Here is a 14405-nt window from a genome sequence, read left to right as displayed (position 1 = left end):
TTAGTCAAATTTTATACGATTAGTCTGTTCAGCTTCTACGAGTATATTCGTTTTCTTAATACTTGAAAGCTAAACTTATCGGATCGAAAATAATTTACTGAATAAAGAATCGGTTCATCCTTCTCATCATAATGCATCTGTTTTAATACAAGCAGTGCAGTTTCTGGTTCACATTGCAGAATGGGAGATACCTTATCGTGATATCCTATCGGCTCGATTTGTGCAACAGCGTATGTAATATGTCTTTGACTATCCGATTCCAAGAACTGAAAAATCGATTCTTGATCGTATGAAAATCGCTCAGGCAAAAATTTCTGTGGCAATTTATCTATACAATAAACAACCGGTTCGCCATTAGCTGTTCGAACTCTTTCGATAACGAGCAGTTCATCCCCTTGTAATGCAGAGAAGCGTGTCGAGTCTTCTTCAGTAGCGAACATCGTGTTTGAGCTTAGAAATATAGTGCCTGGATTCATACCTGCCTGCTTAATCATATTCGTGACACTATTCAATTGTTCTATGCCAGAATTAAACAATGGTTTACAGTTAACAAAAGTGCCAACACCATGTCTTCTGACAATGACATTTTCTTCTTCCAATGTACGCAGTGCCTCTCTTAAAGTGGCCCGGCTCACACCTAAAGTTTTTGCAAGCTCGAATTCTGAGGGGAATTTTTCTTTTTCTTTATAAATTCCTAACTCAATATCTTTTTTTAGACGATCTACTACTTGCAAATATAAATGTCTCGTATCCGATTTAATTAGCATATGATGTTCCTCCAAACATTTCTAAGACATCAGACCTCTGATGTTCAATCATTCCTACTAATCGAAAATACTATAACACTTTTTTCCTAATAAATAAATAGACTTTTAAGAATTTCGTCGAAAAAATACAGAAATGAGTAATTGTTCGGAAATCAACCGTTTTCTTTTGTATATTATTGTAAAAATAATGCATTGTTTTGTTATTTTTTCTTACATATCTTGAATGAATGTTCAGAATATACGCTAAAAAAGGACTTGAAATAGGTTATACTATTTCAAGTCCTTTTCTAAAAAATATGATTGTTTCTCTCATAACCGGTTCATTTTTTGTCCTATATGTTGGTTGAATTCAATTCATCTGCTATTATTACTGCATATTTATTTCTTCGGAACTTTTAGGCACAAGAACTGTTCTTGGTTTACTGCCCTCATATGGTCCAACTACCCCACGGGCTTCCATTTCATCGATTAATCTAGCTGCTCTCGTATAGCCAATCCGGAACCTTCTTTGTAACATACTAACAGAAGCTGTTTGCATTTCAACAATTAGTTCAACTGCTTCATGATATAGTTCGTCTTCTACAGCTCCTGTAACTTCCACAATTTCATCTGGAATCATTTCCTCTTGATATTGTGCTTTTTGCTGACCAATCACAAAATCAACCACTTCTTCCACCTCTTCATCTGACAAGAACGCTCCTTGTACTCGCACAGGTTTGCTTGCCCCATAAGGGAAGAATAGCATATCTCCTCTTCCTAATAGCTTTTCGGCTCCTCCCATATCTAATATGGTACGAGAATCCGTCTGAGAGGAAACAGCGAACGCAATTCGCGATGGAATATTTGCTTTAATAACTCCTGTAATAACATCAACTGAAGGTCGCTGAGTGGCAATAATTAGATGAATTCCGGCTGCACGGGCCATTTGTGCAAGTCGTGTAATGGCATCCTCTACATCAGATGATGCTACCATCATTAAGTCAGCAAGCTCGTCTACAATCACCACGATAAATGGCAATAGTGGCTGCTTTTCTTGTTCCTCTGCATTTATTCGTTTAATATACTCATTATAGCCTTCTATATTTCTTGTCCCTGTATGGGAGAATAAGTCGTATCTTCTCTCCATTTCACTAACAACCTTCATTAATGCCTGTGATGCCTTTTTTGGATTTGTCACAACAGGGGCCAGCAAATGAGGGACTCCATTATATACATTTAATTCAACCATTTTCGGATCAATCATCATTAGCTTTACTTCATGAGGTTTTGCTCTCATCAATATACTTGTAATAATCCCGTTAATACAGACAGATTTACCACTTCCTGTTGCTCCGGCAACAAGTAAATGGGGCATTTTATTTAATTCCGCGCATACGGCTTCCCCTGTGATATCTCGTCCAAAAGCAATCATCAGCTTCGAATCAGGCTTATCATTTTTACTTGATTCCAATACTTCTCTTAGTGACACAACAGCAACTTCAGAGTTGGGAACTTCAATCCCGATTGCTGATTTTCCAGGAATAGGTGCTTCAATGCGAATATCCTTTGCTGCAAGAGCTAAAGCTAAATCATCGCTTAAATTAACAATTTTACTTACTTTTACCCCTTCGCTTGGATGAACTTCATACTTCGTTACCGCAGGTCCTAAATGAACCTCTGTTACTCTAGCTTTTACGCCAAAGCTATGAAAGGTTCTTTCTAATTTAGCAGCGTTTGCGTGAATTTGCTCATATTCCCCACTCTGATCTGCCTTTCTCGGCAACTTTAATAGTTTTAAAGGCGGGAGTTCATAATCCTTATTTTCTACTTCTGTAAAAGTTATTGGTACGACATCACCTAAATCGGTTTGTTCTTCTGGCGAATCTGCCATCAAGTCTTCCTGAATGACTTCTTCCTGATAGGCTCTTTCGGCAAAGGTATTAATAATTGGCTCTTGTATGTATGGCTCTTCCTCTTGAGGCGGAGTGTTCACAATAATAGAAGCATTCGTATTTTCCTTAGACTGCTGATTTTCGCGTCTTGCTTGTTTTTCTGCCTTCCGCTTTTCTTTATTTTTTTGAATCGATTCTTTCCAGTCTTTCATATCTTGCTTAAACGCTTCCCATTGATCTTGGAAAAAATTCCAGATACTTGATATAACTTTTTTAAAAGCACCACTTAACGTTTTACCAGTAAGCAGGATAAAACCGATCACAATCACGATAAAGCTGATAATCTGCGTACCTACCGTGTCGAATAAATAATGAAATAATGCAAATAAAACGGCACCAATCATACCACCGCCTAAATCGACATTAGTAGCCTCTTTATTCACTTCCATCCAAAATAATTCCCATGTATTGAATATAACACTTGGGTTTTGAAAAGCGCCTTGGCTTGCTAGCAACTTAAATAGTGTTACATGGCTAAGTAATAAAATTGCACTGACAATTAAATAAATTCCATTTAATTTCGTATGAAACATATAAGGCTTTTCTCTTTTCCACATTAAATAACCACTGTATACGATAAGGCCTATTAGGCAAAGCATATACCACTCTCCAAAAAAGAAACGGAAAAAAGAAACCATTGTTTTCCCAACCGCACCGAGTTGTAAAATAGAGATAAAACTCAACGCCATAAGAAGCAGGGCTGCAAGTTCATATTGTATCGTTAATTTAAGATGTTGTTTTTTTCTTGTTTTTCTTTTTTTCCTTTTTGCCATTTGATCACCTAATATTTAAAAAGTATCTTTCTCTTTTGTAGTAAAGAAGCAGCCTTAGGCTGCTTCTTTGTTGTTCCTATATTATAACATAGTTTATAAAGGGAAACTTCTTTCCGAAGGTTTTTTTATCCTTTGCTGTCTTTATAGAAAAAGGTATGCTTTTTGGTTTGGCTGATTTGTTGTGTGCTTTGGCTGATATTTCGCTCGTTTGGCTGATATCCTGCCTACTTTGGCTGATTCTCCGCTCAGTTTGGCTGATATCCTGCCTACTTTGGCTGATTCTCCGCTCAATTTGGCTGATATCCTGCCAACTCTAGCTAAAAAAGCAAAATACTAGATAAGTTTTTCCCCCTATCATTCCCTATTATCAACTTTTTTAATAAAAAAGCAATTAAATGGTTGGAATTTTTGCTCCTGGCTGCATTTCTGTCTGCAGAAAATGATTGGGATCGGTGCTAAGTATTCTTATGACTTCATATTCATTTGACTCATTTCTAGCTACTAATAAAGGAATGCCATTATAATGAATAACTTGGTGTTTTTCATAGATATCTTGGCTCATTGGAAAAATCAATTCTTCTGGCATCATTGTATACATAATCATTGGATAATCCCTTCATTCTGTTCTTTATTGACATCAATCAACTCATTGAGCTTTTTCATCGCATCCCCGACTCCGCCAACAGAGTCAATAAGTCCAGAAGTAACAGCATCATTTCCAATTACATTTGTTCCAATATCTCTCGTTAAATTTCCTTTTGCAAACATCAGGTCTTTAAAATTTTCTTCTGTAATTTTAGAATGCTTGGTCACAAAATTAACCACTCTCTCTTGCATTTTATCTAAGTATTCAAAGGTCTGTGGTACTCCAATAACCAGACCTGTTAAACGAATAGGATGGATTGTCATCGTTGCTGTTTCTGCAATATAGGAATAATCACAGGAAACAGCAATTGGAACACCAATTGAGTGCCCACCTCCTAAAACAAGGGAAACAGTTGGTTTAGACAGAGAAGCAAGCATTTCAGAAATAGCTAATCCTGCTTCTACATCCCCTCCTACTGTATTCAAAATGACAAGAACCCCTTCAATCTTAGGATTTTGTTCGATTGCTACAATTTGTGGAATCAGGTGCTCATATTTCGTTGTTTTATTTTGAGGCGGTAATTGTAAATGACCTTCGATTTGACCAACAATGGTTAAACAATGTATTTTTGAATCTTGAGAAAGCTGTGGTACATTAGTTTGTCCCAGCTGTTGAATTTTTTCCATTAAGCTTGATGGTTTATCCTCATTTGGCTTTTCATCAGGCTGATTATTATTGTTAACTGAAACCATAAAGTTCTCCCTTCCTAAAACCATAATAATCTTAGTATGAAGCGAGAAACACTATTTCATGCGGGCGAAATCGAAAAGTCAATAAGTCGCTTTTACTTCTGGAATAAATTTTAATTGAAAGCTTTTCAGAAAAATTCTTGTTAGAAGTCTTTTCCGACCTTTGCGCTAAGCAGCGGTCCCCACGGTTCATCTAAATCCCAAGGAAGCTTCTCCTTTTTCAATTCAAACTCTTCTTAGATTTAAGCACGGCTAGTCCCAAACAAACTAAAAGCCCCCTTATCTTAAGGAGGCTCTCACTTTTATCTTCTAACTGGCTTAACTTCCATAATAATTGGCAAGATCATTGGTCTACGTCTTGTTTTTTCATATAAGAACTGGTTTAGCGTATCTCTAATATCTTGCTTAATTCCAGTCCAGTCGAAGCTGTCCTTACTAATACTTTTTTCTACAATATCTCTTACACGGTCTGCAGCTTCTTCTAGCAACTTCTCTGATTCGCGAACATACACAAAACCTCTTGTAATGATTTCAGGACCAGCAGAGATTTTTCTTTCCGCTTTATTTAAAGTTACAACAACCGTTAAAATTCCGTCTTGTGATAACAGCTTGCGGTCTCTTAAAACAATATTCCCAACATCGCCAACACCGCTGCCATCAATTAATACATTTCCAGCTGGAATTTTTCCGCCTACACGAAGAGTATCTTCTTTAAATTCAAGCACCTCTCCTTGTTCCGGAAGGTAAATATTTTGCGGTGGTACACCACATTCAATCGCAATTTTTTCATGTGCCTTTAATACGCGATACTCCCCATGGATAGGCAAAAAGAATTTAGGCTTCATCATATTAATCATAAATTTTAATTCTTCTTGGCTGCCATGATTAGAGCTGTTAAATGTTTTGTAGCCTGCAAGAAGTGTTGCACCTGCTCTGTATAATTTATCGATTGTTTTTCCGACAAAAACTTCACTGCCTAGGAAAGAGGATGCTGCAAATAAAACGGTATCCCCTTCCATGATGCTTACCTGCTTATGATTTTTCTTAATCATTTTTTGCAGTGCTTCAATTGGTTCCCCTTTTGTACCAGTAGTGATGATTACCATTTGGTCTTGTGTATATCCTTGAAGCTCGTTATAGGTAACGATCGTTTCTTCATCTACTACTAAATAGTTGTGTTTTAAAGCAATTTGCAACACTCTTTGTAAATTCTTGCCGATAATCGCAACTTTTCGATTTGTTTTTTCAGCTGCATCAATTATATGTTGAATTCTATTTAAGTCAGTTGCAAAACAAGCTGCAATAATCCGACCATTTGTGTGTAAAAATGACTCAATTAAGCTTTGAGTTACAACAAAATCTGTTGTGGAATAGCCTGGTTTATCTGCATTCGTACTATCAGATAATAAAGCTAATACTCCCTCTTCTCCTATTTTGGCCATCTCGCCATAATCTGGCTTGTAAAGATCACTTGCTGTTTGATCGAATTTGAAATCACCAGTATGTACGATTGCACCTTCTGATGTATGAATAACAATCCCAATGCTATCAGGGATACTATGATTCGTTTTAAAGAATGACACTTTTGAGGAAGCAAATGTTAGAACAGTTTTCGATGTCACAATTTCAAATTGTGCTTGTCCTTTGAAATCTTGCTCTTTCATCTTTTCCTTTGTTAGTTCAGCTGTTAATAAAGTCGTATAAACCGGTACATCTAAATCTCTTAAAATATAAGATAAGCCTCCGATATGATCTTCATGTGCATGTGTTAAGAAAATTCCTTTTACTTTTTCTTTATTTTGCTTTAAATACGCGATATCTGGAATAACAATATCGATCCCGAGCATTTCATTTTGCGGGTACATTAAGCCAGCATCAATTACAAATATATCTTCGTCTACTTCGACTACAAACATATTTTTACCGTTCTCGCCCACTCCGCCGAGTGCGACAAGCTTTATTTTTTCATTTTTCATCAATTTTTGTTTCCTCCTATGTTGAGTTAAGCCGACCATTGATCAGTTATGATTATTATACTTGATGTTTAAAATTGTTTACAACCAATTTTATGAAATCTTCCTTTTTCAGGTTCATTTCATAACAATATCAGGAGGTATTTTTCTATAGTTCGCCTAGCATTCCAACGCTTTTTCCTATAATAAATTTTTTTTACCGTTTATTCAATTTAAACTTAAATATAGAAATAGCTGTCACAGCAAAAAAACAAATTAAACATGCTAGTATACTAATTCGATTCGCCTCATCAAATAAGAAACTAATGCTTATGATGCCTAAGCAGATTACAGTAAATATCGGAATATACGGATATCCCCATATTTTAAAACTTGGCTGAAATGGATATTGTTTTCTAAGCTTTAACTGCGCAAGACAAATCATAATCCAAACAATCGATACAACAAAGCCTGGGAATGCCATAAGTAAAGAAAATACTTGATCTTGTTTAAATAAAGCAATCATTGATCCAGCAATTAAGATAATACCTGTAACCATTAAACTATAAGTCGGCACTCCATTGTGGTTTACTTTGCTAAAGGCTTTCGGTCCTTCTCCCTCCGTTGAAAGAGAGTACATCATTCTTGTACATCCATATATACCCGAATTTGCTGCAGATAACACAGCAATAATTAAGACAAAATTCATAATGTGGGCTGCACCAGATAATCCAGAAATCGAAAGTACTTGTACAAAAGGGCTGGATTCTTCTGTTAACTCATTCCAAGGAATTAGTCCACAAATAATTAAAATAGGCAATGTGTAAAATAAAACAATGCGAAGAATAAAGCTTTTAATAACTTTTGGCAGTACTTTTTCTGCATCTTTCGCTTCCGTTACGGTTACGCCAATGAGCTCGGAGCCTCCATAAGAAAACATAACAATTAAAAGAGCAGAAAAAACAGATGTCCATCCATTTGGGAAAAAGCCGCCATGCTCTGTATAATTTTGCAGATAGTTTGTTTGCCCAGATGGAATAAGCCCAAATAAAACAGCGGCTCCTAATATAATAAATATAATAATCATGCCAATTTTAATTCCAGCAAACCAAAATTCAAATTCCCCATAATTTTTCACATTCATTGTATTAACGACAATTAAACCTATTGCGCAAAGAATGCTTAATATCCACAGCGGCACATCTGGCAGCCAAAACTGCAGAAAGCTTCCTGCTACAACTACCTCAATCACACATACAGCAAGCCATAAAATGCAGTACATCCAGCCAATAACGAATGCCGTCTGGTTGCCAAAGGCCTTCCCAATAAAGCCCTTCATGTTTGTATTTGGATAAATAATAGCCATTTCCGCAATACTGCCCATCACTACTAGTAATAAAAGTCCTGCAAATATGTATGTAAAAATAACACCTGGACCTGCGATTGAAACTGTTTCTCCACTACCTTTAAATATCCCTGTCCCAATAGCTCCTCCCATGGCCATTAAACTTATATGTCTTGGCAGTAAGTTTTTTTGCAACTGATTATTCGCCATGACTTCTCCTCCTTATATATAACCTTATCTAAATACTCTTGTGTTCTTACTAGCCGTTGTCCAAACCGCAGTTTTTTCGATAGAGGAAACTAAGAAGACAGTTTGCGTCTTCACATGTGGACTTCCGCCAAACAAAAAATTCGCAAGACAATATAGCTAAACACTCATCTACTTCACAAACTTCTAGTTTCTTATATATGAGAAACTTATGATTGCGCTATTTAAAAATATGATGATGTATCCAATCATAATCAAAAACTAGTTTAGAAACAAGTCTTTCTTAATAAAGATAGCTAATAAAAAAGACAGAAGAGCTAGTTATCTCAGGAGGAATAAACCATTTTTGCTTTGGTTTATCCGTCGTAATAAGAGATAGCTAAGCTCTTCTGACACGTAAACATTTATAAAACTAGCAAAAAAGAATCAAATAAACTGTTATCAATAGTCCTCGTAAATATACGATATCCTTCTTATTCCTTAAATAAATTTCGCTAATTCGATTCGCTCTTCCTCTGTTAATGGCACTAAAGGTAAACGAACAGAACCCACATCAAATCCTTTTAATTGTAATGCTGTTTTTACTGGAACAGGGTTAGGTGCTTTAAATAAAACTAACATAAGAGGAAGTAATTGTTGATGCATTTTAGATGCTTCCTCTACCTTTCCATCTAAAAAGGAAGTCACCATTTCTTTCATTTCTTTGCCAATAATATGCGAAGCTACAGAAATTACTCCCGTTCCTCCTACAGATAAAATTGGTAAAGTTAAGCTGTCATCACCACTGTATACATTAAAATCAGCTGGTGTTGATGCAATAATTTTTGTGATATTATTTAGATTTCCACTAGCCTCTTTTACAGCTACAATATTATCAATTTCTGACAAACGAATAATAGTTTCTGGTTCAATATTAACAACAGAACGACCTGGAATATTATATATCATAACGGGTAGTTTTGTAGATTCTGCAACTGCTTTAATATGTTGATACAACCCCTCTTGGTTCGGCTTGTTATAGTATGGTCCAACTACCATAACAGCGTCCACACCTGCGAGTTCTGCTTGTTTCGTTAATTCGATGGACTCATATGTGTTATAACTACCTGTTCCTGCAATGATTGGAACTCTCTTTTCCACTACCTTTACCACATGTTTAAATAAAGCAATCTTCTCTTGTTTGGATAATGTGGGCGATTCTCCAGTAGTACCAGCTACCACTAAAGAATCTGTTCCGTTTTCAAGTAAATGATTAATTAACTGTGTTGTTTTTGGAAAATCTATATGTCCCTTGGCATCAAATGGTGTAATCATGGCCGTTGACACCCTACCAAATAAACCCATCGTTCCACTCCTATTCTCATTTCGATCTCGTTGTATCTATTATTTTCTATTCTATTTCTTTTTCTAACTCAAACGCATCATGTAATACATTAACTGCACTTACTAAATCATCCTGCTTCACAAGCACCCAAATCGTTGCATGGCTATCCGCTGATTGGAGGATGCGAATTCCCTTATTTGAAAGTGCAGTAACAATTTTAAATGTCACCCCAGGTACACCGGCCATTCCAGCACCAACCACGGATACTTTTGCACATTCTTTTTCGATAACTGGTTCATATCCCATATTTTCAAGAACGGCAATTGCTTTGTTTGTCATTTCGTTTGTTACAGTATATACGACACTGTTAGGTGAAATATTGATAAAGTCTACGCTGATTTCTTCATTTGCCATTGCTTTAAAGACTTGCGATTGTAAGTCATACTGATCTTTTTTTGCAAAAACTTTAATTTGGGTTACGTTTGCCACATGAGCAATTCCTGTGACTGGTCTTTCCTTTATGTCACTGCCTCGACTCTCCGCATTACTAGAGGTGACAAGTGTACCAGTCCCCTTTGAATACGTGGACCGTATTCTAATCGGTACTTTTGCTTGCATTGCTATTTCCACTGCTCGTGGGTGAATAACTTTTGCTCCTTGATAAGCCATATTGCAAACTTCCGAATAGGTAACAACAGATAGCGGACGAGCATTTTCTGCAATTCTTGGATCTGCAGTCATAATACCTTCTACATCTGTAAAAATGTCAATATATTCTGCTTGAAGTGCTGATCCTAAAGCAGCCGCAGATGTATCACTTCCGCCTCTGCCTAAAGTAGTTGTATCCCCATTAGGCGCTGCCCCTTGGAAACCAGCTACTACTACAACATCATGATTTTTTAATTCTTCAAGAACACGGCTGCAATCCATTTCCATAATTCTTGCATTCGTAAAATCATTATTTGTCTTAAATCCAGCTTGAGCACCTGTTAATGCAGTTGCCGAAACTTGATTTTCTAGTAATAGTTGCGTAAACACAACACTTGAAATAATTTCGCCGCATGACATTAATAAGTCGTTTTCTCTTCTGCTGATACTTGATTCTGATCCGCCGACTAAAGACAACAATGTATCTGTTGCATAAGGTTCTCCTTTTCGTCCCATCGCAGAAACAATTACTACTACTTTATATCCTTCATTTAATGCATCCTTAATATGATCTTTTGCTTGAATTCGGCTTTTTTCATCTCTAACGGATGTTCCGCCAAATTTTTGAACCATGATTTTCACAATAAACACCTCTGAACACTTTCTTAAAGAGTGTAATATAAGGGTGCCTTTTCTAAAACAAATTTGGGGAATCTACTTTTAAAAAGATTTCCCCTTCCATCATTTTACTAGGAGGATCCCTTGTTGTTTTAACTTTGATGATTTTTTTCCATCCAAAATGAGCACACTTATTTAAATGATTCCCTAAATAGGATTCTATTTAAGGAATCATTTAATAATAAGAAAGACAAGATTTTGGCACCATTATTTAGGCTTGTGTCCAAACTTGTACTTCCTGTATGTAGAATAAAATAGAAATCTACTTACAGGTAATTTTCCTGCATACTAAACCTCTACAGCCTTGTCTTTCTTCACTAGTCCATTAAACTAGCCCTAATTTAATTAGACTTTCAGCAATTTGTACAGAGTTCCATGCGGCACCTTTTAATAGATTATCGGAAACAACCCACATATGGAAACCGTTTTTCACATCTAAATCTTGACGAATACGACCGACAAATACATCATTGCTTCCTACGCAATCTGCAGGCATCGGATATACTTGATTACTTGGATCGTCTTGAAGCACGATGCCAGGAGCATCAGCTAACAAGGATTTAATTTCTTCTACTGTTACTTGATCATTGTCTAATTCAAAGTAAACAGATTCAGAATGACCTGTTGCTACTGGAATGCGGACACATGTTGCTGCAACCTTTAAGTCATCTGCATGCATTATTTTCTTTGTTTCATTGATCATTTTCATTTCTTCATATGTGAATCCATTATCAGTAAATACATCAATTTGCGGTACTGCATTGAATGCGATTTGGTAGTGCTTTTTATCACTCTTAACTGGTAGAATCTTCGGCTCAAACGCTTCTTTATTAAGAATTGCTTGTGTCTGGCTGTTCAACTCTTCGACAGCAGCAGCACCTGATCCAGATACAGCTTGATAAGTAGATACTAATACTTTCGAAAGACCAAATTTTTCTTTTAACGGCTGTAAGGCTACAACCATTTGAATCGTAGAGCAGTTTGGATTTGCAATAATTCCATTGTGCTTGCGAAGATCTTCTTCGTTTACTTCAGGAACTACTAATGGCACGTCTTTGTCCATACGGAATGCGCTTGTATTATCAACAACAATTGCCCCATGTCTTACTGCATGTGGTGCAAGTTCTTTCGATACACCACCGCCAGCGCTGAATAGTGCGATATCAATTCCTTTAAAGCTATCTGGTGTTGCTTCTTGTACGATAATTTCTTTATCTTTATACTGAACCTTTGTTCCTGCTGAACGTTTAGAGGACAAAAGTGTTAAAGTCGAAATCGGAAAATCTCTGCTCTCTAATGTTTTAATCATTTGTTGACCAACAGCCCCTGTTGCTCCCACTACTGCTACGTTAAATCCTTTTAATTGCTCCATTTAAGGTTCTCCTTCCAAAGGCTTTCTCTTAATAATAATAGGCAAGCATTACGCTCCGCCTTAAATAATATTATCTATTTTAACATATTCAAGCAGCAATAAAAGAAACTTTTATCAGATTCTTTCAAAAAACACCGATTGGCGCTATAAAGTTCCTTGTGGAAGTCGACAAGCGCCTTTTTACGGTACGTCTTATTATCAGTCTACCATTCTTTTTCAAAGAACGTGATTTATATGCCTTTTTTAAATAATCATGTACTTTCCTGTTAATCTAAATATTTTTCCACTATTACTGGTTGAATCTGTTTATATTCTAATGCTGCTTCAATAGTTTCTGCAAGCATAGACATTCTTGCAACCATAGAATTTGGCTTTTTCTCAGGATCATCTTGACCGAATGGAATAAAGAAAATATTCTTCGTTGCCATTAATCGCATCAGATTAATCCCATTTAATCCTAACGCATCATTAGTAGAGATTCCCAATACCACAGGCTTTTGGTTTCTTAATGTCGCTTTTGCTGCCATCAAAACTGCATTATCTGTCATCGCATTTGCAAATTTACTCATACTATTTCCAGTTAATGGGGCAATTACCATACAATCAAGAGGTGCTTTCGGTCCTAGCGGCTCTGCTGCTACAATACTATCGATTATTTTCTGTCCTGTTATTTCTTCTATTTTACTAACCCAATCTTTCCCTTTTCCAAAACGAGTATCCGTATTTTTTACATTTCCTGTTACAACTGGTACAACTTCAGCTCCTTGTGCCACTAACTTTTCTACTTGTGGTACTACTTCCTCATACGTACAGTGAGAACCTGAAATTCCAAACCCTATTCTTTTTCCTTGTAAACTCATGATTCTATTCTCCTCTCATTGCCTGCTATTGTTCATCCAGTAATTGAGCTAAGACATCTGCCAATATATTTCCCGCTGTTTTCGGAGCTACAATACCTGGTAAGCTCGGCGCAAGTAATGCCTTAACTCCTCTTTTTTCTGCGTATTGAAAATCTGTTCCGCCTGGTTTAGATGCCAAATCAATCACCAATGTATGCAATGGCATTTTTTCAATGACATCAGAAGTTACGACAAGATGGGGAATTGTATTTATACAAATATCAATATCATCAACCGCAATCTGTAAATCATCTAAATGTACTGGAGTTAATCCCATTTCGATAATGCGAGCAATATGTTCACTTTGACTTGCTGCGACCTTTACTTTCGCTCCTAGGGCATGAAAAGCACGTGCAACACTCATGCCTACACGACCTAGCCCGAGCACAATAACATTCGAGCCATGAATCGTTGTGTCTGTATGTTGAATTGCCATCATTATTGTACCTTCGACAGTTGGAATAGAATTTAAAATTGCTACATCATCTCGGTTAAATAATTGAACTAATGATCGATTCGTTTCTTTAATAAGCAAATTTAAATAATCATTCGTTATTCCTGAATATATGATGCAATGCTCAGGGGTTTTTTCTACTATTTTTTTCGTTAAAAAAACCTTCTCATTCGAAAAGATTGTATCAACTTGCCCATTTAGGTCTGTTCCTCGAACGGGTAAGATAATAGCATCTATTTTCGAAAAATCTACGTTATCGATTTTTTCTTTTGTAGCACCAGTGAATGCATGGTCCAATTGCTCGAAGCCAATTAATGAAAGGATTGCTTGTAGTTCTGTTAATTTGCGAACAATTTCAAGCTGCCTTGCATCACCGCCGATAACCGCGATTTTCATCCCTTTCAGCATGAATATTTCACCTTCTTTTTTAAAGATCCTGTTTTTCATAGCTCGCTACTTCAACATCTTATGTGATTATCTAATATTAGGTGAGTTGTTTACCGCAATTCCTTAAAAAGATGGTTACTTTCCTTATCTATTATAGATAACGATGAGAATGAATGATTTGGTTGGTATCTCCTTTTAGTGGACAGGTATTTTAAGAAGGGAGTTATTGCAACTCCTTTATAATGGGAGTAGCAAAAAAATGGTTTTATTAGTGGTCATACATAAAAAAAACTAGGATTCAGAAGGGAATTCTGTTTCCTAGTTCTTTATTTA

General features: G+C 36.3%; 12 protein-coding genes. All 12 read right to left on the bottom strand.

Annotated features, from left to right (window positions below):
* Positions 1–35: 35 nt before the first annotated feature.
* Positions 36–767 (bottom strand): GntR family transcriptional regulator, encoded by a 732-nt coding sequence (locus NSQ89_RS07170; protein ID WP_047940055.1) that lies wholly within the window; start codon positions 765–767, stop codon positions 36–38.
* 367 nt (positions 768–1134) lie between these two features.
* Complete coding sequence (locus NSQ89_RS07165) at positions 1135–3471, bottom strand: DNA translocase FtsK (RefSeq protein ID WP_095321308.1); 2337 nt, start codon at positions 3469–3471, stop codon at positions 1135–1137.
* A 141-nt stretch (positions 3472–3612) separates the two neighbouring features.
* Positions 3613–3762 carry a hypothetical protein gene (locus NSQ89_RS07160; RefSeq protein WP_341132401.1) on the bottom strand — a complete coding sequence of 50 codons (150 nt, stop codon included), beginning with the start codon at positions 3760–3762 and terminating at the stop codon, positions 3613–3615.
* Between the two features lie 100 nt (positions 3763–3862).
* Positions 3863–4075 carry a YlzJ-like family protein gene (locus NSQ89_RS07155; RefSeq protein ID WP_047940053.1) on the bottom strand — a complete coding sequence of 71 codons (213 nt, stop codon included), beginning with the start codon at positions 4073–4075 and terminating at the stop codon, positions 3863–3865.
* Positions 4072–4809: a ClpP family protease gene (locus NSQ89_RS07150; protein WP_047940052.1), complete on the bottom strand. Its 738-nt coding sequence runs from the start codon at positions 4807–4809 to the stop codon at positions 4072–4074. Before NSQ89_RS07150 ends, NSQ89_RS07155 begins: the two co-directional genes overlap by 4 nt.
* Before the next feature lie 299 nt (positions 4810–5108).
* Complete coding sequence (locus tag NSQ89_RS07145; protein WP_047940277.1) at positions 5109–6782, bottom strand: ribonuclease J; 1674 nt, start codon at positions 6780–6782, stop codon at positions 5109–5111.
* Between the two features lie 193 nt (positions 6783–6975).
* Positions 6976–8313: an amino acid permease gene (locus tag NSQ89_RS07140; protein ID WP_047940051.1), complete on the bottom strand. Its 1338-nt coding sequence runs from the start codon at positions 8311–8313 to the stop codon at positions 6976–6978.
* A 477-nt stretch (positions 8314–8790) separates the two neighbouring features.
* The gene (dapA, locus tag NSQ89_RS07135; RefSeq protein WP_047940050.1) at positions 8791–9654 is read right to left on the bottom strand and encodes a 4-hydroxy-tetrahydrodipicolinate synthase; all 864 of its coding nucleotides are present in this window, start codon (positions 9652–9654) and stop codon (positions 8791–8793) included.
* Between the two features lie 46 nt (positions 9655–9700).
* A complete protein-coding gene (dapG, locus tag NSQ89_RS07130) occupies positions 9701–10924 on the bottom strand; it encodes an aspartate kinase (protein ID WP_095321306.1) in 1224 nt (407 codons plus the stop codon).
* 361 nt (positions 10925–11285) lie between these two features.
* Positions 11286–12332 (bottom strand): aspartate-semialdehyde dehydrogenase, encoded by a 1047-nt coding sequence (gene asd, locus NSQ89_RS07125; protein WP_047940048.1) that lies wholly within the window; start codon positions 12330–12332, stop codon positions 11286–11288.
* A 266-nt stretch (positions 12333–12598) separates the two neighbouring features.
* Complete coding sequence (locus NSQ89_RS07120) at positions 12599–13192, bottom strand: dipicolinate synthase subunit B (protein WP_047940047.1); 594 nt, start codon at positions 13190–13192, stop codon at positions 12599–12601.
* 25 nt (positions 13193–13217) lie between these two features.
* Positions 13218–14093: a dipicolinic acid synthetase subunit A gene (gene dpaA / locus NSQ89_RS07115; RefSeq protein WP_047940046.1), complete on the bottom strand. Its 876-nt coding sequence runs from the start codon at positions 14091–14093 to the stop codon at positions 13218–13220.
* Positions 14094–14405: the final 312 nt, after the last annotated feature.

It is taken from the genome of Niallia sp. FSL R7-0648 (assembly GCF_038007005.1).
Taxonomy (GTDB): Bacteria; Bacillota; Bacilli; order Bacillales; family Cytobacillaceae; genus Niallia; species Niallia circulans.
Note: the sequence above shows the minus strand (reverse complement) of the source record. Positions and strands in the feature narration are given on the sequence as shown.

What these genes read in the sequence shown, in the direction of transcription:
- NSQ89_RS07165 (WP_095321308.1), bottom strand. Translation starts at nt 3,471, where the DNA reads ATGGCAAAAAGGAAAAAAAGAAAAACAAGAAAAAAACAACATCTTAAA.
- NSQ89_RS07150 (WP_047940052.1), bottom strand. Translation starts at nt 4,809, where the DNA reads ATGGTTTCAGTTAACAATAATAATCAGCCTGATGAAAAGCCAAATGAG.
- NSQ89_RS07140 (WP_047940051.1), bottom strand. Translation starts at nt 8,313, where the DNA reads ATGGCGAATAATCAGTTGCAAAAAAACTTACTGCCAAGACATATAAGT.
- NSQ89_RS07145 (WP_047940277.1), bottom strand. Translation starts at nt 6,782, where the DNA reads ATGAAAAATGAAAAAATAAAGCTTGTCGCACTCGGCGGAGTGGGCGAG.
- dpaA (WP_047940046.1), bottom strand. Translation starts at nt 14,093, where the DNA reads ATGCTGAAAGGGATGAAAATCGCGGTTATCGGCGGTGATGCAAGGCAG.
- asd (WP_047940048.1), bottom strand. Translation starts at nt 12,332, where the DNA reads ATGGAGCAATTAAAAGGATTTAACGTAGCAGTAGTGGGAGCAACAGGG.
- NSQ89_RS07120 (WP_047940047.1), bottom strand. Translation starts at nt 13,192, where the DNA reads ATGAGTTTACAAGGAAAAAGAATAGGGTTTGGAATTTCAGGTTCTCAC.
- dapA (WP_047940050.1), bottom strand. Translation starts at nt 9,654, where the DNA reads ATGGGTTTATTTGGTAGGGTGTCAACGGCCATGATTACACCATTTGAT.
- NSQ89_RS07155 (WP_047940053.1), bottom strand. Translation starts at nt 4,075, where the DNA reads ATGATTATGTATACAATGATGCCAGAAGAATTGATTTTTCCAATGAGC.
- NSQ89_RS07170 (WP_047940055.1), bottom strand. Translation starts at nt 767, where the DNA reads ATGCTAATTAAATCGGATACGAGACATTTATATTTGCAAGTAGTAGAT.